Here is a 21,382-nt window from a genome sequence, read left to right on the forward strand (position 1 = left end):
GTCCGGCGACGCTGAATTGGGTCCCTGCCTTCGCAGGGACGACGGTTTTGCGGCTGCAGGTCAGGCGCGGCGCCGCTGCATCGCCCCCAGCAAGGCCAGGCCGGTCGCAACGATCAACCAGTCTGCCGGCTCCGGCACCGGATTCACGGTCGCGAAGCCGGGATCGACGGCAATCGCCGCCGGCTCCCCCGCCACCAGGCTGATCTGCGCCGCCTGGAACGACAGGTAGTCGCCCACGCTGTCGAGCAGGCTGACCGACAGCCCGATGCTGCCGCCGTCCGTCGGCACGCCGCCGAACGTCACGTCGAAGCCGAATTTGCCGCCCAGCGTGATCGACTGGAAGAACTCCGAGAACGCGTCGCTCGAGAACGTGTACGAACCGCCCGATTGCACCACGTTGTCGAGCGACGGCGTGCCCGTGAAAGCCCCGTCCAGGCCGCTGATCGTCGCCGTCAGCACGTCGCTCGTGGCGAACGGCAGGAAGTCGATCTGCATGTAGCCGTCGCCGCTCGTGCCCGTCGTGTCGAGGGCCACGTGGTAGACCGGGTTCGCGCTCGCCGCGCCGGCCAGCAGGGACAGCGCCAGCAGCGCGCGGGAGAAGAAGGTTTTCAGGTTCATCATGTGCGGTCTCTCAATCAAAAGGTGCCGGAATACAGTTTGGAGGTGAACGTGATGCTCGTCTTCGACGGGTTCGTGAAGGTCAGCGCCACGGTCACGGCCGCGCCCGGTGCGAGGGTCGTGCCCGGCAAGGTCACGTAGGGCGCGCCGTTGAAAGCGCCGCTCCTGTTATCGAGCGTGACGCCGGCCGGCAGGCCCTGCAGCACGTATTGCAGCGGGCCGGACAGCGCCGCGCCGCTCGTGTTCGTGAACGTCACGTTGCCGCTGAATTTACCGGTGACGCGGTTGTAACCGAGCGTGCCCGGCACGATCTTCACGCTGGCCGTGACGTCGGCGTAGGCCGGCGCCAGGTTCAGGCTCACGACGACCGGATCGTGGTCGGACGCGCGGAACGGATTGTTTACGTACGGGTCGTCGGCCGTGTCGCCGAGGTTGTAGTCGATCGCATCCGGCTCGTCCGCATTGTTGTGCCACTCGGTCACGCCGGCCACCTGCGGGTCGAGGGCGCTGCTGGCCAGCGCGTGGTCGAGGTAGCCGCTCTGGCCGTCGAACACGTACGAATATGGCGCGCCGTTCGGCCGCACGAAGCGCTCCAGCTCGTTGACCATGCCATTGTCCGTCAGGTACGCGATCGGGTCTTCATGGCCGTACGCGTTGAAGTCGCCCACGGCGAGCACGTCCGGATCGCCCGCGGCGGCCACGACGGTCGGGATAAAGTAGGTGAACAGGCGCTTGGCCTGCAGCACGCGGGTGGCGGTCCAGCAACCCTGGCCGTCGCCGCTGTCCGTGTCGCCGGCACCCGCGCCGCCGCAGCTGCCCTTCGACTTCAGGTGGTTGACGATCAGCGAGAACTTCGCACCGTTCGCGTTGACCTTGAACGTCTGGGCCATCGGCGGACGGTTGTTGACGGCGTCGCCGTCCGACAGCGCGCCGCCCACCGGCGTCAGCACGGCCGGTTTGTAGATCATCGCCACGCGGATCGCGTCCGTGCCCGTCGCGGCCGGTTTCGCCACGTAGGCGTACGTCGGCGTGGGCGCGCCGATCGCCTGGTTCAGCGCGTCCACGAGGTAGCTCACCGTGATGTCGCCGTTGTTCTGGATTTCCATCAGGCCGACGGCGTCCGCGTTCATCGCTTTCAATTCATTGACGATCTTGTCGCGCTGGCGGTTGAACTCGGCCAGCTTGTCGGCGCCGCGGCAATTGCTCCTGGACGGTGCGGACGAGCCGATCGTGCAGCCCTGCCCCGTGCGGCCCCATGCGTCGGTGCCGTCCGTGAACGTCGTGAAGAAGTTCAGCACGTTGGCGCTGGCCACGCGGACATTGCCCGCGACGACGGTCGGCGCATCCTCGCGTGCGTTCGTGCGGCTGAACACGGGCGTCTCGGTCGGTTGCAGCTTGTACCAGCCGCCGCCCCCGCCGATGGCGCCGAAGTCGAGCACGCCGACGAGGTCCGTCACCGTATCGCCCGCGCGCACGGTCTTGTCGGCAGCGAGGTAAGGGATGTGCGGCGGCACGGTGAAGATGCCGTCGTCCAGGACCACCATGTTCTGCGCGTTGGCGGCGATCAACGCGTTCGCGTCAAGCGTGCCGGCGCGGTAGCGGTTCGTCGGCGTCTCGCGGCGGCCGTTGGCCAGCACCAGTTCGCCGCGGTCGCCCAGGTAGCTGTTGCCGTTGACGGTCAGCGGATTCGTGAAGCGCACGAGCATGCCTTCGTAGTGGCTCAGCTCGGTCGGCAGGTCGATGTTGACGGGCTGGATCGTGTTGCCGCTGCCAAGGACCGTGGCGGCGCTGACGTCCTTCAGTTCCGTGTACGAGCGTTTCGCACCGTTCGGCGTGAACTCCGTCACGGTGCCCGTCACGCGCACGAGGTCGCCTTCGTTCACCGCGGCTGCGGTCGAGGCACCGAACACGAAGATCGCGTCGGACGTGTCCGGGTCGCCGTCGCCCTGCGGGTCCTGGATGTAGAAGCCGCTGCCCAGTTTCTTCGTGACGACGCCGGACGTCGTCTGCACCGTGTTCACGTACGGGCTCGCCAGGCCGCTGCCCTGGATCTGCGGGATCTTGACGAGGCCGCTGACGGCCACGTTGACGGTGCAGCTCGCGGTCTGGCTCGCGTCGTTGCCGAACGTGATCTCGACCGGGTACGTGCCGGCCGGCAGGCTCGCGTCGACGACCAGGGTCGCGGTCGCCGTACGGTTATCGGCCGTGGCCGGCGTGAAGCCCGTCAGGCTGATGCCGGACACGGCGCCCTTGCTGATGGCGGCCTTGTCGACGAGGCTGTCGGCGTCGCTCGCCTGCAGCGGCGCGGTCGTGCCGGTGCCCACGTCGATGCCCACGCTGCCCGGGCAGGCCAGCACGATCGGCTGCGGCAGCGGTCCGCCGCTGCACGACACGCGTTCGCTGGCCGTGGTGCGCGGGCTTGCTGCGCCGGTGACGAAGTCGCTGCTATTGTCGTTGGAGTCCAGGCACCCATTGTTCTTGCGAATCACGGCCAGCGTGTTCGACGGCGCCGGCGTCGCGCCCGAGCCTTCGTAATACCCGGCGGTGGTGCCGAAGCCGACGAGGTCGACGACGTTGTCGACCGGCTTGCCGCCCGCCAGTGCCGTGATCGAGTTGACGAGCGCGACCTTGCCGGCCGTCGCGCTCATCGGGATGGTGCCGGTGGCGTCCGGCGTCAGCGCATCCGTGCCGCCGCTGCCCAGCGCCTCGTGCACGAGGTAGTACTGGCCGGCGGCCAGCGTGACGCTGGCGGGCAGCTTCGTCACCTGCCACGTCGTCCCCGTGGCCGACGCGTATTGCACGCTCCAGTTCGTCAGCGTGACGGCCGTGTCGCCCGTGTTCAGCAGCTCGATGTAATCGTTCTTGTAGGTGGCGCCGGAATTGCCGCCGCCGCCGTAGACCTGGCTGATGACGACGCCGCCCGGCGCGGCGAACACGGGGGCGGACAGGCCGGCCAGCAGCGCGGCCAGCACGGTCATGCGTCCTGGAGAATGCAAATGTGTCATGGGTTATCCTGGAAATGATTTGTCAATGCAACACTTAACAAATGTATATTAAATGCACAAATTGACAACATCATGACCACGGATTAGTCCGAACGGACCAATCAGCGCTTGCGGTAGGGCGCAGCCAAGGGTTCGCCGATGAACAGGCCCTGCGTGGGCCAGGCGACGCTCTTCCAGTAGGCCTCGATTGCGCTATTGCCCTGCACATAGTGCTTGAGCAGCACCGCCGGATTCGGGAACTTCTGCCAGTGGTTGCAGGGCTCGCTGACGGTGCCGTAACTGGCGGTCGCGCCCGCTTCCAGCCAGCGCAGGCTGCTCATCTGCTCGCCGCCGAGCAGGTCGCCGCCCAGCGACGTCAGGTGATCCGCCAGCGCGCCGGGCAGGAAGTGCAGCGTGTCCAGTTTGGCGACCTCGGCCATGCCCGTCTCGTAGATCATGACGTCCTGCGCGCCGTCCAGCACGTCGGCCTGCATCGTCTTCGTCGCCAGCTTGCGCGCGGCGATCCTGCCGGCTGGCGGGAAGAACTGCGCGCGGGAATTGCGCGCCTTTTCCGACGTCGCCAGGAAGTAGGCCGTGGCCGGCACGATCCGGAAACCCGCGCCGGCGCCGCGGTCGATGAGGGCTTTCGCCTGCTCCACGGAGTCCGTCGGCAGCAGCATCGAGATGCGGATGTTCAGGTCGGTGTAGGGACGGGGAGAACTGGAATTGAAGTAAGGGCTCGGCCGCCCCGGCAAACACGTCTTGATGCACTGGTCGGGATCGAACCCGAGGCTGTAGGCGCCCGTGATCGAATTGCACGCGACCTTGTACGGCGCCGTCCATACCATCAGCACGGCCTGCACCTCGGGCCGCAGGTGCGCGTCGATCTCTTCCTTCAATTGCGCGAAGCGTTCCGGACTGATCTCGTGCGGCTTGCCTGGAATGCGCACGTGCACGACATTGGCCGCCGGAATGCCGCGCCGCTTGCGGTAGTACTCGCCGACCTTGATGCTGTTCGGCTCGGCATCGTTGATGACGATCGCCAGCTGATCCGGCTGGAGGTTGGAAGCGCTGACGAACTGGGCGCGGGCCGGTGCCGTCAGGACGGCGGCGAGGAGCAGGAAGAGGCAGAGTCTCGGGATCCGGATCATAGGCAGTGGCAACGTAATGAAAGACGGGAGCGCGAGGCTCCCGTTCATCATGCCACAGCTTGCAAGGCAAACAACTTAGGAACGGCTTAGCGTACGCTTGCGCATGGTAACGCCGAGGATGCAGATGCCCGCCAGCAGCATCGCGACGTTCCTGGGCTCCGGCACGGGCGAAATCGCGAACACTTCCAGCGCATTCAGCTTCACGATCTCGCCGTGCAGGCTGCCGTCGATGATGCTGTAGCCTTCGTTCGCCGGATTTCCATAGCTCAGTTGCCACGACGTGGCCGCCGTCAACGCGTCGTTGACGTACAGGTCCGGCCCGGAACCGAAGATGGGACCGTAGCCGGCCTCGTTGTACGTCTGGCGCAAGCCCTGGCTCGGCAGCACGTAGTCGGTGAGGACTTGCCGGTACACGGCCGGGGTCGTCATGTTGAACAGGAAGGCCGTGCGCTGCCAGTCGCGCTGGGTCTCGTGCCAGCCTTCGCTTGAGGCCCAGCCCTGCGGGTTGTAGCCGCCCACGAGGTAGCTCGCGCCGGCGTCGTTCGTCACGTCGAACAGGGTGAAGGTCGCCCCCTTTTCGTCCGCGCCGGCATGGAAGGCGTCCGACGTATCGCCGGGACGCAGGGTGTACACATTGTTGAGGTTGAATTCGCCGGCGCCGAGCCAGCGTTCGAGCTGGGCGTGGCTGTCCGCGTCCAGCAGAGCAGATCCGCCGATGATATCGCCTGCCGCCGCCGTGCCGCCGACGCCGGCGAGCGCGCATGCCGCGATGATCGTCTTCATCTTCATGATGTTTCCCCGATGGGTTTCGACGATGCATTGTATGCCGCATGCGCGCGGCCATACGCACTGTAGACCTGGGGAAAACACATCAACACCTGACCGTCGCGAGCGGCAGCGGATTGGCCGGGGCGCGCAGCCCGAGAAGCGCAGCTGTACTGACGTACAGCGAGCATCGCAGGCCAAAGCCGCAACGCGCAGCAGGTCAGGCGCGCTTGTAGATGTCTTCGAAGCGGACGATGTCGTCCTCGCCGAGGTAGCTGCCCGACTGCACTTCGATCAGGTGCAGCGGCAGCTTGCCCGGGTTTTCCAGGCGGTGCGTCATGCCGATCGGGATGTACGTGGACTCGTTCTCGGACAGCAGGGTGACGTTGTCGCCGCACGTGACGCGGGCCGTGCCGGACACGACGATCCAGTGCTCGGCGCGGTGGTGGTGCATCTGCAGCGACAGCTTTTCGCCCGGCTTCACGCAGATACGCTTGACCTGGAAGCGGTCGCCCGCGTCGATGCCTTCGTAATAGCCCCACGGACGGTACACCTTCGTGTGGTACAGGTGTTCCGTGCGCTCGTTGCCCTTGAGGTGGTCGACGACGTTTTTCACGCGCTGGACCATGTCCTTGTGCGCGACGAGCACGGCATCGTTCGTCTCGACGACGACGAGGTCCTTCACGCCCACGACGGCCACGATGCGGCTCTCGGCGCGCACGAGCGTGTTGCTCGTGCTGTCGAGGTAGACGTCGCCGCGGATCGCATTGCCGTTGGCATCCTTGTCCTGCACGTCGGCCAGCGCCGACCAGGAACCGACGTCGCTCCAGCCGATGTCGGCCGCGACGACGACGCCGTCGCGCGTGTGTTCCATCACCGCGTAGTCGATCGAATCGGACGGGCTCGCGGCGAACGCGGCTTCGTCCAGGCGGCAGAAGTCCAGGTCGCGGTAGGCCGACTGCACGGCGGCGCCGGCAGCCTCGGCGATCGTCGGCGCATGCTTCCCGATCTCGGCCAGGAAGCGGTCGGCACGGAACATGAACATGCCGCTGTTCCAGTAAAAGCCGCCGTCGGCGACGAAGCCTTCGGCCGTGTTGCGGTCCGGCTTTTCGACGAAGCGCTCGATCTTGTAGCAGTCGTCGCAGCCCGGCAGCGGTTCGCCGCGGCGGATGTAGCCGTAGCCCGTTTCCGGGGCGCTCGGCACGATGCCGAACGTGGCCAGCGCGCCCTGCTCCACCTGCGCCGCCGCGCGTTCCACGGCAACACGGAACGCTTCGTTCTTTTCGATCACGTGGTCGGCCGGCAGCACGAGCATCACGGCGTCCGGATCCTGCGCTTTCAGGAAGGCCGCCGCGGCTGCCACGGCCGGGGCCGTGTTGCGGCCCGCCGGCTCGAGCAGGATGCCGTGCGGCGTGATGCCGACGCCGCGCAGCTGCTCGGCCACGAGGAAGCGGTGCTCGTTGCCGCACACCACCAGCGGCGCCATCAACCCCGGCCAGCCGCGGACCCGCAGCGCGGTTTCCTGCAGCATCGTCTTGTCCGTCACCAGCGGCAGCAGCTGCTTGGGCATCACTGCCCGCGACAGCGGCCACAAACGGGTACCGGCACCGCCGGAGAGGATGACTGGGTAAATTTTCATGCGTTGGCTTTCTCTAATGTCTTGTCTGTTTCTTCGGCCTGCTCTGTGCGCCGGCTGCGGCGACGGTCGCGCGCGTTCAGCCACTCCGACGAGCTGTACTCGGAGGAATGCTTCATCTCCCCGGCACGGTCGATGCTGTAGTCTTTGAAAACGATCATTTCATGTAATGTCACGTCGTTCAGCACGCGAGTGTACTCGAAAAGCACACTGCGGACGACCTCGGCACCCTCGCAGATGTGGCTGCCGTGGCCGATCCACGTGGGGCCGATGATCGTGGCGCCGGCCTCGATCTTGACGCCGGAACCGATGTAGACGGGGCCCTTGATCGTCGTGCCCCGCCAGTCGATGCTCGTGTTCAGGCCGGTCCACAGGCCGGGCTCGATCTGGATGCCCGGCACATCCATATGATTGACCTCACCAGTCAGCACGTTCTGCAGCACTTCCCAGTAATCGCTCACGCTGCCGATGTCCAGCCAGTTGAACGGCCGGCCCTGGGCATAGAACGGCATGCCCTTTTCGGCCAGCAGCGGGAACAGTTGGGAACCGATGTCGAACTCCACGCCCGATGGAATCAGGTCGATCACTTCCGGTTCGAAGATGTAGATGCCGGTGCTGATGAAGTTCGACAGCGCGTCTTCCTGCTTCGGCTTTTCCTGGAACTGGGTGATGCGGCCATTCTGGTCGGTCACGACGACGCCATAGCTCGACACCTTGTCCCACGGGACTTCCTTCGTGATGACGGACGCCATGGCACCCTTGCGGCGATGCTCCGCCAGGGCAGCCTTGAGGTCCAGGTCGATCAGCGCGTCGCCGCACAGGACGATGGTCGTGTCGTCGAAGAAGCCGCCGAATTCCTGGATCTTCTTCATGCCGCCGGCCGAACCGATCGGCACGGCGACGACTTCGCCGTCTTCCTTCGTGTAGCCTTCGAAGGAATAGCCGATCTGGACGCCGTACTGCTCGCCCTCGCCGAAGTATTCCTCGATCTTTTCGTGCAGGTGGCTGACGTTCACCATGATCTCGGTCACGCCGTGCTTGCGCAGGTGCTCGATCAGGTAGGCCATCACGGGCTTGCCCAGCACGGGGATCATCGGTTTCGGCAGGTCATAGGTCAACGGACGTACACGCGTACCTTTGCCTGCTGCAAGAATCATCGCTTTCATGGTTCGGTCCTCATACGTTTATTTTGGGGTAGTCTGGTAGCGCCAGGAATCAGCGCACATCTGAGCGATGTCACGCTGCGCGGTCCAACCGAGTTCCTCGCGCGCTTTCGTCGGGTCGGCGTAGCACTTGGCAATGTCGCCGGGGCGACGGTCAACGATCTGGTAGGCAATCGGCTTGCCGCAGGCCTTCTCGAAGGCATGCACCATTTCCAGCACGCTGTTGCCATTGCCGGTGCCGAGGTTGTACGTGTGCAGGCCGGCACCCTGTGCCAGCTTGTCCAGGGTCTTGACGTGGCCGATGGCCAGGTCGACGACGTGGATGTAGTCGCGCATGCCGGTGCCGTCCGGCGTCGGGTAGTCGCCGCCGAACACGGACAGCTTTTCGCGCTGGCCGTTGGCGACCTGGGCGATGTACGGCACCAGGTTGTTGGGGATGCCGTTCGGCTCCTCGCCGATCAGGCCGCTTTCATGGGCGCCGACCGGGTTGAAATAGCGCAGCAGGGCGATGCGCCAGTCCGGCTCGGCCTTGAACACATCGCGCAGGATGTCTTCGATCATCAGCTTGCTGCGGCCATACGGATTGGTGGCCGACAGCGGGAAGTCCTCCTTGATCGGCACCGAGGCCGGATCGCCATACACGGTGGCCGACGACGAGAACACGAGCGTCTTGCAGCCGAACTTGGCCATCGTCTCGAACAGCGCGACGCTGCCGTAGACGTTGTTGTCGTAGTAGCGCAGCGGCTGCGCCACCGATTCGCCGACCGCCTTCAGGCCGGCGAAGTGGATCACGGCATCGATCTTGTGTGCACCGAACACGGCTTCCATGGCCGCGCGGTCGCGGATGTCGCCTTCGACGAATTCGAAAGGCTTGCCGGTGATCTTTTGCACGCGGTCTTGCACGGAACGCACCGCGTTGTACAGGTTGTCGTACACGACCACGTCGTGGCCGGCGTTCTGCAGTTCCACGACGGTGTGCGAACCGATGTAACCCATGCCGCCAGTAACGAGAATCTTCATGAATGCTCTTCTTTCTTAAAAGTGTTGCCGCCGCCGTGCCCATTCCTTGAGCCGGCGCGCATCGTTATGTTGTCGGCGCGGGACTCCTCCCGCGCCATCCCTGTCTGGTGTTTTGGTGTACTACAACCTCGTGGACGCTATCGTGCGCCCTTCAACTTCAACTCCTTGAGGAACAGCCAGATGAAGGCCATGTCCTCGATAAAATACCGACGGAACATACGGCGCGGCTCCTGCAGGAAACGGTAGAACCATTCCAGCCCGGACTTCTGCATCCAGAGCGGGGCGCGCTTGACGTGTCCGATCGCCACGTCGAAGGTCCCGCCGACGCCCATGGCGAACGGCACCTTCATCTCGGCCTGCCAGCGGCCAAGGAACTGCTCCTTCTTGGGCGAACTGATCGCCACGAACAACAGGTCGGGGCGCGCGGCGCGGATCTGCTCGACCACGTCCGCTTCTTGCGCCTCGCCCTTCCAGTAACCGTTGCGGTAGCCGGCCAGCACCAGGTTCGGGTATCTGTGCCGGTACGTGGACGCCACCTTGCTCACCACTTCCTCTTTGGCACCGAGCAGGAACACGCGCCAACCCTTCTCGCCCGCGCGCCGCATCAGCGCCTCGAACAGGTCGCAGCCCGCGACCCGTTCCTTCAGCGGCCGGCCCAGCAGGCGCGACGCCCACACGACCGGCATGCCGTCGACATTCACGAGCGCGCAATCGTTGATGATCCGGCGCAGTTCCGGATCGCGGCTGGCCTTGACCAGCTTGTCGACGTTGACCACCACGTGTTGATGGGGCCGTCCGCTATGGATGAAGCCCTCGACCGTCTGCAATGTCTCTTCCATCGTCAGGTTGTCGATGGAGCACCCCATCAGCGTGATGCGCTCGTTCATGTCTACTCCATGGCGTTATCCGCGGATTTCCTTCGTCAGGACGCCCACGATGCGTTCCGCCGCCTTGCCGTCCCACAGGTGCGGCCGGCGGCCCTGCTTGCCCTCGCCGCGCAGGATCTTGCGCGCCTCGAGGAGGATCGCGGCCGGGTCGGTGCCGGCCAGCACATTCGAACCTTCGTCCACGGTCACGGGGCGTTCCGTGTTCTCGCGGATCGTGACGCACGGCACGCCCAGCGCCGTCGTTTCTTCCTGCAGGCCGCCGCTGTCCGTCAACACGACGGCCGCGTCCTTCCACAGGTTCAGGAACGCCATATAGGCCTGCGGGCCAGCCAGGGTGATGTTCGGGCCGAGGTCGATGCCGAACTTCTCGATGTTCGCGCGGGTGCGCGGGTGCACGGGGAAGATCAGCGGCAGGTCGGCGGCGATCTCCTTCAGCGCGCCGGCGATGCGCGCGAACGTGGCCGCATCGTCGACGTTGCTCGGGCGGTGCAGCGTCACCACGCCGTAGCGCTGGCCGGCGCTCTTGCGTTCGGCCTTCCACGCGCTCGTCTCGAATGCGGATGTATCCGCGCTGCTCAATTTCTCGGCCTGGTACAGCACGTTGTCGACCATCACGTGGCCGACGTAGTGGATCGCGTCCTCTTTCTTGCCTTCGCGGCGCAGGTGTTCCACGGCCGACGGTTCCGTGACGAAGAACCAGTCGGAGATGCTGTCCGTGACGAGACGGTTGATTTCCTCCGGCATCGCCATGTCGAAGCTGCGCAGGCCGGCCTCGACGTGGGCGACCGGGATATTGAGTTTCTTGGCGACGATCGAGCACGCGAGCGTCGAATTCACGTCGCCCACGACGAGCACGGCGTCCGGGCGCTCGCCCTGGCACAGCTCTTCGAAGCCGATCATGATCTTGGCCGTCTGCTGGGCGTGGCTGCCGCCGCCTGCCGCCATGAACACGTCCGGCTGCGGGATGCCCAGTTCTTCGAAGAACACATCGTTCATCTCGCGGTCGTAGTGCTGCCCCGTGTGGATGATCTTGAACGCCGGCGCATCCGCGCGTGCCTGCAGCGCGCGCACGATCGGCGCGATCTTCATGAAGTTGGGGCGGGCACCTGCGACCAGATAGATGAGCATTTGAAACAATCCCTTTAGTTATGGAAAAACGCTGTTAGAAAAACGTTATTGTAAACTTGCACTCGACCGGAACGGCGGACGATACGGTGCTGATCTTCAGAACGTCGCACGGCTGCCTGCTTTCATAGCAGCGCGAGTACCAGCCGAGCGGCGGATTTTCGTTGCCGCGCACCAGTTCCAGCTTCAGGTCGGCCCCATGCGCATGCATCTGCAGCGCGAAGCGCTTGCCCCGCACGTGCAAACCGGCGCTGTTCAGGCGCACGTCCAGGCCGGGCGCGAAATGCCAGAACAGCTCGACCTGGTGATGTTTCTTGGCGGCGATCTCGTCGCGCACCGTCAGGGTCGCGCTCGCCGCATCGAACCGGACACTGCGCATGTGCCGGACGGGATCGGCGAGACGCTCGTAACCGTCGTGCGACCCGCGGAAATCGAATTCATGCGGCGATTGCGGCATGCGCTCAATGGACGCCCGCGCCTTTTTCAGCCACATGAAGCGCCCGCCGGACACCGACTGGTCGAGCCCGTCGATGCGTACCGTGTTGTGCGCCGACGTGCCGCGGAAATAGTCGCGCCACTTGGGTTCCTGCCAGTACGAATACGTGCCGGGATCGACGAGGCACTCCTCGCCGCCGATGGACAGGGTCAGCGCCAGCGCGTCGGCATGGCCGTGCGCGGCGATGCCGAGATAGCCCAGCGGGCCGCAATCGACCATGCCCTTGATCTCGCCGGGCTCGCCGAAGTGCGACCCGAACAGCAAATAGCCCCCGTCCGGGAACGCCCAGCCCGTCTCCGACTCGTGCGGATCCGCTTCCGGCCGCTTGCCGGGCAAGGTGTGCAGCAGCCAGCGCACGCCGGGGTGCGTGGGCTGGCTGCGGCGCAGCACGGCGTCGCCCAGCGCCAGCAGTTGTTCGGCGCGGTCGCTGCCGGGAGCATCCAGCCGGAACACGATGCCGTCGTCCGCGTCACCGACCATCGGCACGTTGCCCTCCAGGTCGCGCACGGAGCGCAGGAAGCGCAGCGCGCGCAGCAACGCGGTCCAGTAGGCGCGCGAGAATGGGTGGTCGCAGGCCTGGCCCACGAGGCCCGCCACAAACAGGAATTCGGACGAAAAGATGTGGTACGCGAACGCCTGCTCGCGGTTCACGCCGTCGCGCGAGAACTGCGCCTGCGCCTCGTGCTCCAGTTCGCGCCGCGCCTGTTCCAGCCACGCGCCCGACGACTTCCAGCACGGCCAGATCGACGCGCCCACGTACAGGCCGGCCAGTTCGCCGATCAGGTGATTGTTCGCCGACGAATGGCGGGATAAATGCCGCGCGATCGCGGTGCAGTGCGCGTGTATGCTGTCCAGCCAGTCGGCGCGCAGGCGCTGGCCCTCCTCGCCCGCGAACAGGCCGCTGCCTTCGCCGCCGATCATCTGCCACACGAGGCCCCAGTTGATGAGGCGGATGCCCAGTTCCAGCGAGCTCGTCCAGTTGGGGCCGACGAGCGGCGGGCACTGGTCGAGCCAGCTGCGCAGCTGCGCCTGCAGCGCGTGCAGCCAGGCGACGTCGTTCGTCACGGCCCACGCCTGCGCGAGGCGCACGAGGTGCAGGTGGCGGTTCAGTTCCCACACGTGCTTGATGTCGCCGACCTGTTCGCGGTTCGTGATCGTGATGTCGCCCGCGTAGATGGCGGGTCCGACGACGCCGCTGTCCGGATCGCGGTTCCACACGGGCGGCATGCCGACATCGAATCTGCGGTTGGCGAACAGGACGACGTGGCCGGCGCAGATGCTGTCGGCGTCCGCCAGCAGCGCGTCGCGCTCGGCCTGCGACAAGGTGGGTGCCCCGTGGACACTGAACGTGCGGGCCCGGGGCAGCGGCGGCGCGGCGCGGGCGCGCATGCGTTTCGCCACGCGCGTAACGGCCGCCTGCCGGATCCGATAGCCGACCTCGGCCACGGACATGCAGCGCAATCGGTTGACCAGCCAGACCATCCCTGTCGCTTCGCTCATCATCGTGTCCCCGCCAGTTCACGGTAGATTACGGACAATTGCCCGCACACTACCTCGGTTGAGTATTGTTGTTCGATGGTTGCGCGCGCACGTTCCGCCAGCCGGTCGCGCAGGGCGGTATCGCCCAGGAGTCGTGCAAGCGCCCTGGCGAGCGCCCGTTCGTCGCGCGGCGGCACCAGCAGGCCGTTGTCGCCGTCGCGCAGAGTTTCGGGAATGCCGCCGACGTGCGTCGCGACGACGGCCTTGCGCGCCGCCATCGCTTCCAGCATCGACATCGGCAAGCCTTCCGCGTGGGAAGGCAGGCAGAACACGCTGGCCTTCGCCAGCTCGGCGTCGCGCGCCTCGGGCCCGACCCAGCCCAGCAGCTCGATGCGTTCGGCGATGCCCAGCTCGGCCGCGCGCCGGCGCACCCCTTGCGCATCGCCCTCGCCGCCGAACACGAGACGCAGCGGCGTCGGGCCCGATGCTTCGCGCACGATGCGGGCGCCCGCTTCCAGCAATTCATGCACGCCCTTGGCCGTTTCCAGCCGGCCCAGGAACAGGATGCGGCCGGGCACGGCGGCGTCCATGGACGGCAGCACCGGCAGCGGCACGGCATTCGGCACGACGGCCACGCGGGCGCGCGGCGCGAACGCGTGCACGAACTGGGCCCAGCTTTCGGACAGGGTGATCACGCGCGAACTCGCTTCCAGCGTGTGGCGGATCCAGCGCCGCAGCAGGAAACCCGCTTCCTCGGCGGCGAACGTGCGGAAGCCGCCGCCGTGCAGGTGGAAAATAGTCTTGCAACCGGCCAGGCGCGCGATCAGCAGCACGACCGACTTGCGCAGGAAGCTGGCGTGCGACGCCGCGTGCACGTGGACGACGGCCGGATGCCGCACCAGGCAGGCGACCAGCGTCTGCCAGAACCCGGCCAATGCGCCCTGCGCCTTCACGAGCGGCGAACCCTCGCGGTGGGTGGCCACGTAGCGCACCGATTCGCGCTCGAACAGGCCATGACGGCGCAGCACGGACACCACTGTGGCCACCCCGCCCCTGCCTTCGAGCGCGGTGCCGACCATCAGGACCCGTGGCGGGGCCTTCGTCCGCATCTGTGCTGGTCGTTCCAACGCTCAAGCCCTTATAAAATGGACAATATTTCGATAGTACATCATGATTTTCCCACGCTGCGCACGCTTCAACTCTCGATCGCGATGAACTCGAACTTGCCGTTCGGTCCACGCGGAATCGCCGCCACGCGCTCGACGCGCACCTTCACGCCGGGCACGCGCAGCAGGAACTTGTCGACCAGCGCCCGCTCGTCCGCATCGGCAAAACCGTCGGCCGTCACGACGCGCAGCACGAACTCGCCGTCGCCGCGGTACAGCACCTGCCCTTCGACGAGGTGCCGGTCATGGCCCTGGAAAACGCGGTCCAGCCGGGCGATGATGCGGCCGTCCGGCAGGGTGACGATCTTTTCCTGGCGCCCGATCACGGCCTTGATCGTCGGGAACACCCGGCCGCAGGGGCAAGGTTCGCCATCCGGGATCACGGTGTCGCCCGTGCGGTAGCGCACGAGCGGCATCGCGGCATTGTTCAGCGACGTGCCGACCAGTTCGCAGGCACCGCCCTCGGTATCCAGCAGCGCGACGCCGGCATAATCCGTGAGCACGTGGTAACGGCCCTCCTCGCACGTGCCGATGGCGGCCACGCGCTCGGCCTGGCCGTACCAGTCGAACACCTTCACGCCGAATGCCTGCTCCACGGCCGCGCGCACGTCCGGCGCCAGCGTCTCGGACGACGTCATCACGCCCCGGAGGGCGCGTCCGCGATAGCTTCTGCCGGCCGCGTTGAGCCACGCGGCCAGCGCCGCGATCGACGACGGGTACGCGTGGATCACGACGGGATCGAAACGTTCCAGTTCGGCGATGTAGCGGCCGATCGTATCGTTCGACAAATGGTACGAGGACATCATGAGCATATTGCCCACCCAGTCGCGGCACCAGTAACGGCCGTCCGTCGGATGGTCGGGGCAGACGATGTCGCCGCGGATCCACGCGCGCGGCTGGCCCTTGCGCCAGCCTATCCATTGCAGCTGGCGGTGCACGAAACCTTCCTCGCGCACGAGGTTGCCGAGCGACTGCACGATGGTCAGCGGCGAGCCGGACGTGCCGCTCGTCTTGATGGTCGTGCGGATCCAGGAACCGGGGCCGCGCGGGCGCACCAGTCGTTCCGGGTGCTGGCGCACGTCGGCCTTCGTCAGCATGGCGCTACCGGCGGACAGCCGCGGCAGCGCCGTCCCGTCGCCGTCCAGCGGCACGCCGACCCGGCGGGCGCGCCGCGCGACATACGCGGCGAGCGCCTCGCGCGAGCGTTCGTTCGCGACCAGGCCCGGATAGACGAACGCCCTGCCCCAGACGTTGCGGACCACTTCGCGCACGAGCGAACGCAGCGAGCACTTCAGCGAGTAGGTCCACATCGACATTGTTACCGCGACTCCGTCAGGATTTTTTTGTAAGTTTTTGCAACATTGTTACCGAGAATATCATACGTTCGGTGGCTTGTTACGTACGGTGGCCCACGTAATGCGAACTCGGCGGCAAGCGCCCCATCATTTAACAATTGCAGAACGGCATCGGCGAACGGCGCCGGCTCCATGGGCACGCACAGGCCGGCCCCGCTCTCGTCGATGACAAGTTTCTGGTCGGGAATATCGTTGGCGACGCTGGGGATGCCGAGCGCCAGGTATTCGACGAGTTTCGTCGGCGACGACACGTCGAACAGGGTGCCGCGCGGGATCGGCGACAGACCCACCTCGGCCCGCACGGCATAGGCGAGCGCCGTGCGCTGGGGCAGCCAGCCCGTCAGCAACACGTGGCCGTCGAGGCCGCGGCGCGCGATTTCGCGGCGCATCCACGCCATCTCGTCGTCGGACGGGGCATCGCCGGCGATCACGAGCAGCACGTCGGGATTGTCTGCGCGCAGCCTGTCCGCCACGTCGAGCAGGAAGTCGGAGCGGCGCGAACGGGCGATGCGGCCCAGGTACAGCACGACGCGGCGGTTATCCAGGCGCGGATCATCGACCGGTTCGACATTGGCGCGGTCGAACAACTGGGCGTCCACGCCCATCGGCACGGCCGTCATGGTCGAACGATCGAAACCTTTCGCGGCGAGCCAGTCGGCCATCGCATCGCTCTGCACGAACACGTGGCGCGCGCCGGGCAGCACGAAGCGGTAGATGGCCACGCGCGATGCCCACGCGCGCAGCGCATGCCCCATCCATGTCAAACCGCGGCCCGAGCGGCCGATATCGTCGCGCCGGACCTCGAAGCCTTCGACGATGGGGAACGACATCCAGTAAAGGAACGGCACGCGCAGCAGCGCGGCCACGATGCGTCCGAGCACGCCGCTGGCGATCTTGTCGCGCACCTGGATGCAGTCGGGCCGGCCGTGGCGCAGCGCGCGCACGAGGCCCAGCAGGTCCCACAGCGGCGCGCACACGCTGGCGAAGCGGCTGCGCAGCGAGCCGACGACGTGCATGCCGCCGGCCGGCCACGGCGACGCATCGCCGCTGCCGCCCTGCCCCACCAGCTCCGTCGCCACGCCGTAGCGGGGCATCTCCGTGCCGAACAGGGTGCGCACGTCGGCGCGGATGGGGGGCAATGGATCGCGGACGACAAAGAGGATGGAGCGCATGGATTCCTTGCCTTATGAACAACGCATGGAATCCGATTCTAGCTTACTCGTCACTGCGCACAATTGCGCGAGTCTTAAGGAAACCTAGGCGGCCCTGAGCGCGAGCAGGCGCGGCAGCAGCGCGGCGCTGGCCTCGCTGTCGATCTTGCGGCAGAAGTGGGCGCGCGACGCGGCGATGCGCTCGAAGTCGCCTTCGTCGAGGATTTTCGGGTTGCGGGCCCCGTGTTCGGGCCACTGGACGTAGCGGAAATTCTGGCCCAGCACGCGGGGCGCGAACGGCGAATTCATCACGAGGGTCTGGAAGAACATTTCGTCCGGACACGCGCAGCGGCGGAAGAAGCGCACGAGGCCGGGGTCGCGCGCGACGCGCGCGAGGATGTCCTGCACGCAGGCGCGCGACAGCGCCCACCACGACGAGCCGCCGTATGGCCGCATGCCGCCCGGCAGGCGGCGCGTGACGCCCGTCGCGCGCATCGCGCGGTTGACGATGCGGCAGGCCCAGCGCAGCAGGCGCGGGCCGTCGTCGCGGTAGAAATACTGGTAACGGAAGCCGGCCGCCCACTGGCCCGGTCCGGTGCCGATGGCGACGGTGTCCAGCAGTTCCTGGTGGGCGTGGCGCGCGAGCGCTTCTTTCAGGCGCGCATTCGACAGCAACGGGAAGTCCTGGGCGGACAGGAAGATGACCTTGTCGAAATCGGGCACCTCGGCCACGATCTGTGCGAGGGAGTTCAGCACCGCCTGCACCTGGCTGAAGGTGCCCCAGTGGACGTCGACGCGGTGCGTCACGAGCCGCGCGGACGGGTGCACGGCGGCGGGGTCGAGCGCGCACTTGCGGTCGAGGTTCACGACCACGCGAAACTCGTCGTCGCGCAGCTGCTCGACCAGCGCATTGAGCTGGTCCAGGTCCTTGTGTGCCTGGATCAGGAATACCTGTGTCGTCATCGCGCCGAGTCTAGCACGGCGCGTTACCACACCACGTGACGGCTGGGTCAGTTCAGGTTCACCGACTGCGTACCGACCGTCAGCGTGCGGGTCGTGCCCGACGTGGCGACCTTGGTGGTGGGACGCTTGCAGCCGACGTCGATCAGCACGAGGAACTCGGCCGCCGACTTGCCGTCGTTCTTCAGGTAGAACGCGCCGTGGTCTTCCGTCACGCCGGACTTGGGCGCCGGGCCGCTCCACTTGGCGAACGGCGCATTGCCGTTCAGGTCGCGCAGGCACACCGACTGGCCGCCCGCCGCGATCTTGACGCTCGACGGGCTTTCGACCGTCATCGCCACCGGCGCGTGGAAGTTCCACTCGTACGTGTGGGCGACGACCGCCTGCAGCTTGTCGCGCACGACCATCGCGTTCTGGCCGTGCAGGTACCAGATCTGGCGCTTGGCCATCGTCAGCTGGCCGCCGTACGACGGGGTCGCGTCGCCTTCGGCGTAGTCGTAGGTCGACTGGGCCGAAAAGCCGGTGACGCGGCCGTTGCGCTGCAGCTGTTCGCGGTAGCCGGTGACCACCTGGCCCTTGCCGCCGTCGAACGTGACCGCGTTCTGCGACTTGGTCTGGTGGTACCAGTCGGTCCACAGCGGCGAACCGTACCAGTCGTACCAGCCGGCCTTCACCAGCAGCGGCTGGCCGGCGACCGACAGCAGCAAGCCGTTCTGGTCGCCGTGGCTGTGGTTGAACGAGCCGTACGGGCTGGACTTGAAGTAGAACGACGTGCGACCCGTCGAGCCGATGTCGCTGTGCATCGCGACCCAACCGGTGCTCGGGTAGTAGGCCGAGTTCGACGGCGGGACCTTCAGCGTCGTGCCGCTCACCGGCATCGGGTACGGCGCTTCGACCACGGACAGCGAATCCTCGAGGCCCGGCAGGTTGGCCACGTACCAGGCGGCGCGCGGCGACACCATGCGGTTGGCGAAGGCGCGGAATACGCGCGGGTCCGGCTTCGTTTCGGAGCCGTCGCCGAAAGCGTGGACTTTCGAGCCCGGCGGCGTGAACTGCGTCGCGAAATCGAGGAAGCCCAGCGTCCACGGCTTGGCGTACAGGTTCACGCCGGTCGCCTGGACGATCGGGTCCCACAGCGCCGTCATGTAGCCCGCCGCGTACTCGGCGTAGGCGGTGCCGTTGGCGTAGCCGCCTTCCGCGCCCGACCACGGCGACGGCGTGTTCACGTACGCGCGGAACGTGAAGTCGAACCACGTCTGCGCTTCCGGGATGTCGCCCAGCGCCAGGGTCGAGATCAGCGCCATGTAGATCATCAGCGTGTTGCCGTGCGAATCGAACGGGTACTGGTCGAGGCGGCCGTTGTCGCCTGCGATGTTGCCGTACATTTCCGTCACGCGCGTCTTGACGACGCCGAGCCACCTGGCCTTGCGGGTCGCGTCCAGGTCACCGGCCAGCAGGTCCATGCCCTTCAGCAGCGACAGCGCGATCTGGCGCGTGGCCTGGTCCTGGTTGGCGTAGCTGGTGGGGCCGGCCGGATTCAGCGAGGCCAGCTGGTCGCCGCGCTTGAGCGCTTCGGCCAGGTGGACCGGGTCCTTCTTCAGGCGCCACAGCACCGCGGCCGCTTCCAGCTGGCGCGACGATTCGTTGATGCGGTTGCGCACGTCGGTCTGCTGCGAGGCCATCTGCGCCGTCAGCGGCGACGCGATCACGATCGGCCAGCGCGAATCCGACAGGTCGGGCAGCGCCGTCATCTGCAGCTTGACTTCGTTGATGATGCGGCTGACGTACGGATCCAGGTCAGCCTTCTTGGCCGAGCTCCACGTCGAGTACGCGGTGAACGACGGAGCCAGCGAACGGGGACGCGCCTTGTTCAGGATGCGCGAACGCAGCGTGGCGTTGTCGGGCACTTCGAACACGGTCGACTTGCTCGTGATCGCGAACGCGCGCGGGGTCGACCATTCCGTCGAACCGGCGGGGCGCACGCGCCACGTGTAATTGCCCAGCGCCAATGCCTTGGTCGGCAGGTACCAGTTGCGCTCGACCGTCGCCTTCACCGGCGAACCGCCCGACGGGGTGATCTCGATCTCGTAGCTGGCCGGACCGGTCGGATGACGCGCCCAGGCGAATCCCGGCGGGTTCTGTGCCTGCACGGCGCCATTGGCCGGCGCGGGCTGGACGACCAGGGGATCGGTGGATTGGGCCCAGTCGGCGCGCGCGCTGAACGACATCAAAAGCGACGACAGTGCAGCGACGGCGACGACGCCCTTCCGGTGAAATTTCATGTACTTGCTCCGAGAAATATTAACTGGACGACTAGAGGGTCAGCCCGTCGGCAGGAAGCCAGGGCCCGATTTGCTTGAAGCGCTCTGCTGATGCAAATGAGCGCTGTTCGATACGAGAAATAGTACCGTAAATAAATTTTCTCGCGGAAAAATCCCCTTAGAAATCAAAGATTTTTCTCGTATACCCCACAAATCGGACGACCCTGTAGACCCCTTATTAACGGTAATATTTCCAGGCAGCTAAAAGCTTTTTTTTAAAAGAAAAGGCTTTTTGAAAACTGTGCAGTTATTTCGGCAAAGTTGATCGATTCATTATCGAATTAATGACTTCGACAATCATGTTGTTTATTTAATCCGGAACAAACATTACGACTGCATTACCGGTACGCCGGCGTGCGCCTCGGCGCGCAGCGCGCGCATGCGCCTGGCGTAGCGCAGGCAATACAGGCCGAACGCGAGCGGCGCCTCCTTCAGGTAGCGGCGCCGGACCTGGAACTCTTCCTGGCGCGCCTTGATCTTGTTGGCGGACGAAACGCTGCCCGCATGGTCGCGGAACACGGTCAAGGGCCGGGCGATCGTGGCCGGCTGCGCCACCTTGCCCAAGCGCAGCCACAGGTCGATGTCCATCGCGTATTTCAGTGTTTCGTCGAACATGCCCACGCGGCCGAACGCGCTGCGGCGGATGAATACGGCCGGATGCGGCACGGACGCGCGGCCCGCCGCGAACGCGTGGTAGCTGAACGGCACCATGCGGTACGGCGGAACCAGCTGGCCATCCTTCAACACCTGCACGGTGCCGAACACCCAGTCCACGCGTTCGCTGGCGAAGCGCTCCGCGACGACGTGCAGCACGTCGTCGCTGGCGTAGTAATCGTCCGAATGCAGGTGCGCCACGTACTCGCCGGTGGCCGCTTCGATGCCCTGGTTCATGGCGCGGCTGATGCCGCCGCCCACGTCGCGCAGCACGCGCTTCCTGCCCGGGTACGCGGCGATCATCTCCAGCGTGCCGTCGGTGGAACCGCCGTCGACGAAGATGTGTTCGACGTCCTGGCAGGTCTGCCGCTGGACGGATGCGAGGGTGTCGGCCAGGGTGGCGGCGCTGTTCCAGGTGCACGTGACGATCGAAAAGGTCGGTTTGTTCATG

Annotated in this window: 16 protein-coding genes; all 16 read right to left on the reverse strand. The window is 66.1% G+C overall.

Going from position 1 to position 21,382, the window contains the following annotated elements:
- Positions 1-60: 60 nt before the first annotated feature.
- Positions 61-621: an NF038129 family PEP-CTERM protein gene (locus ACEN9H_RS21880; RefSeq protein ID WP_413672061.1), complete on the reverse strand. Its 561-nt coding sequence runs from the start codon at positions 619-621 to the stop codon at positions 61-63.
- Positions 622-635: 14 nt separating this feature from the next.
- Complete coding sequence (locus ACEN9H_RS21885; protein ID WP_413672062.1) at positions 636-3,623, reverse strand: ExeM/NucH family extracellular endonuclease; 2,988 nt, start codon at positions 3,621-3,623, stop codon at positions 636-638.
- Between the two features lie 101 nt (positions 3,624-3,724).
- Complete coding sequence (locus ACEN9H_RS21890) at positions 3,725-4,753, reverse strand: TIGR03790 family protein (protein ID WP_413672063.1); 1,029 nt, start codon at positions 4,751-4,753, stop codon at positions 3,725-3,727.
- Positions 4,754-4,828: 75 nt separating this feature from the next.
- On the reverse strand, positions 4,829-5,542 hold the full coding sequence (locus ACEN9H_RS21895; protein ID WP_413672064.1) for a PEP_CTERM-anchored TLD domain-containing protein: 714 nt from the start codon (positions 5,540-5,542) through the stop codon (positions 4,829-4,831).
- A 196-nt stretch (positions 5,543-5,738) separates the two neighbouring features.
- Complete coding sequence (locus tag ACEN9H_RS21900) at positions 5,739-7,157, reverse strand: mannose-1-phosphate guanylyltransferase/mannose-6-phosphate isomerase (protein WP_056127072.1); 1,419 nt, start codon at positions 7,155-7,157, stop codon at positions 5,739-5,741.
- Complete coding sequence (locus ACEN9H_RS21905) at positions 7,154-8,320, reverse strand: sugar phosphate nucleotidyltransferase (protein ID WP_056127070.1); 1,167 nt, start codon at positions 8,318-8,320, stop codon at positions 7,154-7,156. Before ACEN9H_RS21905 ends, ACEN9H_RS21900 begins: the two co-directional genes overlap by 4 nt.
- 18 nt (positions 8,321-8,338) lie before the next feature.
- Complete coding sequence (gene galE / locus ACEN9H_RS21910) at positions 8,339-9,337, reverse strand: UDP-glucose 4-epimerase GalE (protein WP_056127067.1); 999 nt, start codon at positions 9,335-9,337, stop codon at positions 8,339-8,341.
- Positions 9,338-9,474: 137 nt separating this feature from the next.
- Positions 9,475-10,224 carry a WecB/TagA/CpsF family glycosyltransferase gene (locus ACEN9H_RS21915; RefSeq protein WP_413672065.1) on the reverse strand — a complete coding sequence of 250 codons (750 nt, stop codon included), beginning with the start codon at positions 10,222-10,224 and terminating at the stop codon, positions 9,475-9,477.
- A gap of 15 nt (positions 10,225-10,239) precedes the next feature.
- Positions 10,240-11,352, reverse strand: coding sequence for a non-hydrolyzing UDP-N-acetylglucosamine 2-epimerase (wecB, locus tag ACEN9H_RS21920; RefSeq protein WP_413672066.1), 1,113 nt, complete (start codon positions 11,350-11,352; stop codon positions 10,240-10,242).
- Between the two features lie 34 nt (positions 11,353-11,386).
- Positions 11,387-13,345: an alginate lyase family protein gene (locus ACEN9H_RS21925; protein WP_413672067.1), complete on the reverse strand. Its 1,959-nt coding sequence runs from the start codon at positions 13,343-13,345 to the stop codon at positions 11,387-11,389.
- Positions 13,345-14,433, reverse strand: coding sequence for a glycosyltransferase family 4 protein (locus tag ACEN9H_RS21930; protein ID WP_413672068.1), 1,089 nt, complete (start codon positions 14,431-14,433; stop codon positions 13,345-13,347). Before ACEN9H_RS21930 ends, ACEN9H_RS21925 begins: the two co-directional genes overlap by 1 nt.
- Positions 14,434-14,519: 86 nt before the next feature.
- A complete protein-coding gene (locus tag ACEN9H_RS21935; RefSeq protein WP_413672069.1) occupies positions 14,520-15,806 on the reverse strand; it encodes a phenylacetate--CoA ligase family protein in 1,287 nt (428 codons plus the stop codon).
- Positions 15,807-15,808: 2 nt separating this feature from the next.
- Positions 15,809-17,017, reverse strand: a complete 1,209-nt coding sequence (locus ACEN9H_RS21940; RefSeq protein ID WP_413672070.1) for a glycosyltransferase — start codon at positions 17,015-17,017, stop codon at positions 15,809-15,811.
- A gap of 84 nt (positions 17,018-17,101) precedes the next feature.
- Positions 17,102-17,959, reverse strand: coding sequence for a beta-1,6-N-acetylglucosaminyltransferase (locus ACEN9H_RS21945; RefSeq protein ID WP_413672071.1), 858 nt, complete (start codon positions 17,957-17,959; stop codon positions 17,102-17,104).
- Positions 17,960-18,006: 47 nt separating this feature from the next.
- On the reverse strand, positions 18,007-20,238 hold the full coding sequence (locus ACEN9H_RS21950; protein ID WP_413672072.1) for a heparinase II/III family protein: 2,232 nt from the start codon (positions 20,236-20,238) through the stop codon (positions 18,007-18,009).
- A gap of 366 nt (positions 20,239-20,604) precedes the next feature.
- Positions 20,605-21,381, reverse strand: a complete 777-nt coding sequence (locus tag ACEN9H_RS21955; protein ID WP_082579125.1) for a glycosyltransferase family 2 protein — start codon at positions 21,379-21,381, stop codon at positions 20,605-20,607.
- Position 21,382: the final 1 nt, after the last annotated feature.

Origin of the sequence: Massilia cellulosiltytica (assembly GCF_047325105.1) — a bacterium.
Taxonomy (GTDB): Bacteria; Pseudomonadota; Gammaproteobacteria; order Burkholderiales; family Burkholderiaceae_D; genus Telluria; species Telluria orientalis.

Bases quoted from the DNA above. Each gene is read 5' to 3' on its own strand.
- ACEN9H_RS21880 (WP_413672061.1), bottom strand. From the start codon at position 621: ATGATGAACCTGAAAACCTTCTTCTCCCGCGCGCTGCTGGCGCTGTCC.
- ACEN9H_RS21885 (WP_413672062.1), bottom strand. From the start codon at position 3,623: ATGACACATTTGCATTCTCCAGGACGCATGACCGTGCTGGCCGCGCTG.
- ACEN9H_RS21890 (WP_413672063.1), bottom strand. From the start codon at position 4,753: ATGATCCGGATCCCGAGACTCTGCCTCTTCCTGCTCCTCGCCGCCGTC.
- ACEN9H_RS21895 (WP_413672064.1), bottom strand. From the start codon at position 5,542: ATGAAGATGAAGACGATCATCGCGGCATGCGCGCTCGCCGGCGTCGGC.
- ACEN9H_RS21900 (WP_056127072.1), bottom strand. From the start codon at position 7,157: ATGAAAATTTACCCAGTCATCCTCTCCGGCGGTGCCGGTACCCGTTTG.
- ACEN9H_RS21905 (WP_056127070.1), bottom strand. From the start codon at position 8,320: ATGAAAGCGATGATTCTTGCAGCAGGCAAAGGTACGCGTGTACGTCCG.
- galE (WP_056127067.1), bottom strand. From the start codon at position 9,337: ATGAAGATTCTCGTTACTGGCGGCATGGGTTACATCGGTTCGCACACC.
- ACEN9H_RS21915 (WP_413672065.1), bottom strand. From the start codon at position 10,224: ATGAACGAGCGCATCACGCTGATGGGGTGCTCCATCGACAACCTGACG.
- wecB (WP_413672066.1), bottom strand. From the start codon at position 11,352: ATGCTCATCTATCTGGTCGCAGGTGCCCGCCCCAACTTCATGAAGATC.
- ACEN9H_RS21925 (WP_413672067.1), bottom strand. From the start codon at position 13,345: ATGAGCGAAGCGACAGGGATGGTCTGGCTGGTCAACCGATTGCGCTGC.
- ACEN9H_RS21930 (WP_413672068.1), bottom strand. From the start codon at position 14,433: ATGCGGACGAAGGCCCCGCCACGGGTCCTGATGGTCGGCACCGCGCTC.
- ACEN9H_RS21935 (WP_413672069.1), bottom strand. From the start codon at position 15,806: ATGTCGATGTGGACCTACTCGCTGAAGTGCTCGCTGCGTTCGCTCGTG.
- ACEN9H_RS21940 (WP_413672070.1), bottom strand. From the start codon at position 17,017: ATGCGCTCCATCCTCTTTGTCGTCCGCGATCCATTGCCCCCCATCCGC.
- ACEN9H_RS21945 (WP_413672071.1), bottom strand. From the start codon at position 17,959: ATGACGACACAGGTATTCCTGATCCAGGCACACAAGGACCTGGACCAG.
- ACEN9H_RS21950 (WP_413672072.1), bottom strand. From the start codon at position 20,238: ATGAAATTTCACCGGAAGGGCGTCGTCGCCGTCGCTGCACTGTCGTCG.
- ACEN9H_RS21955 (WP_082579125.1), bottom strand. From the start codon at position 21,381: ATGAACAAACCGACCTTTTCGATCGTCACGTGCACCTGGAACAGCGCC.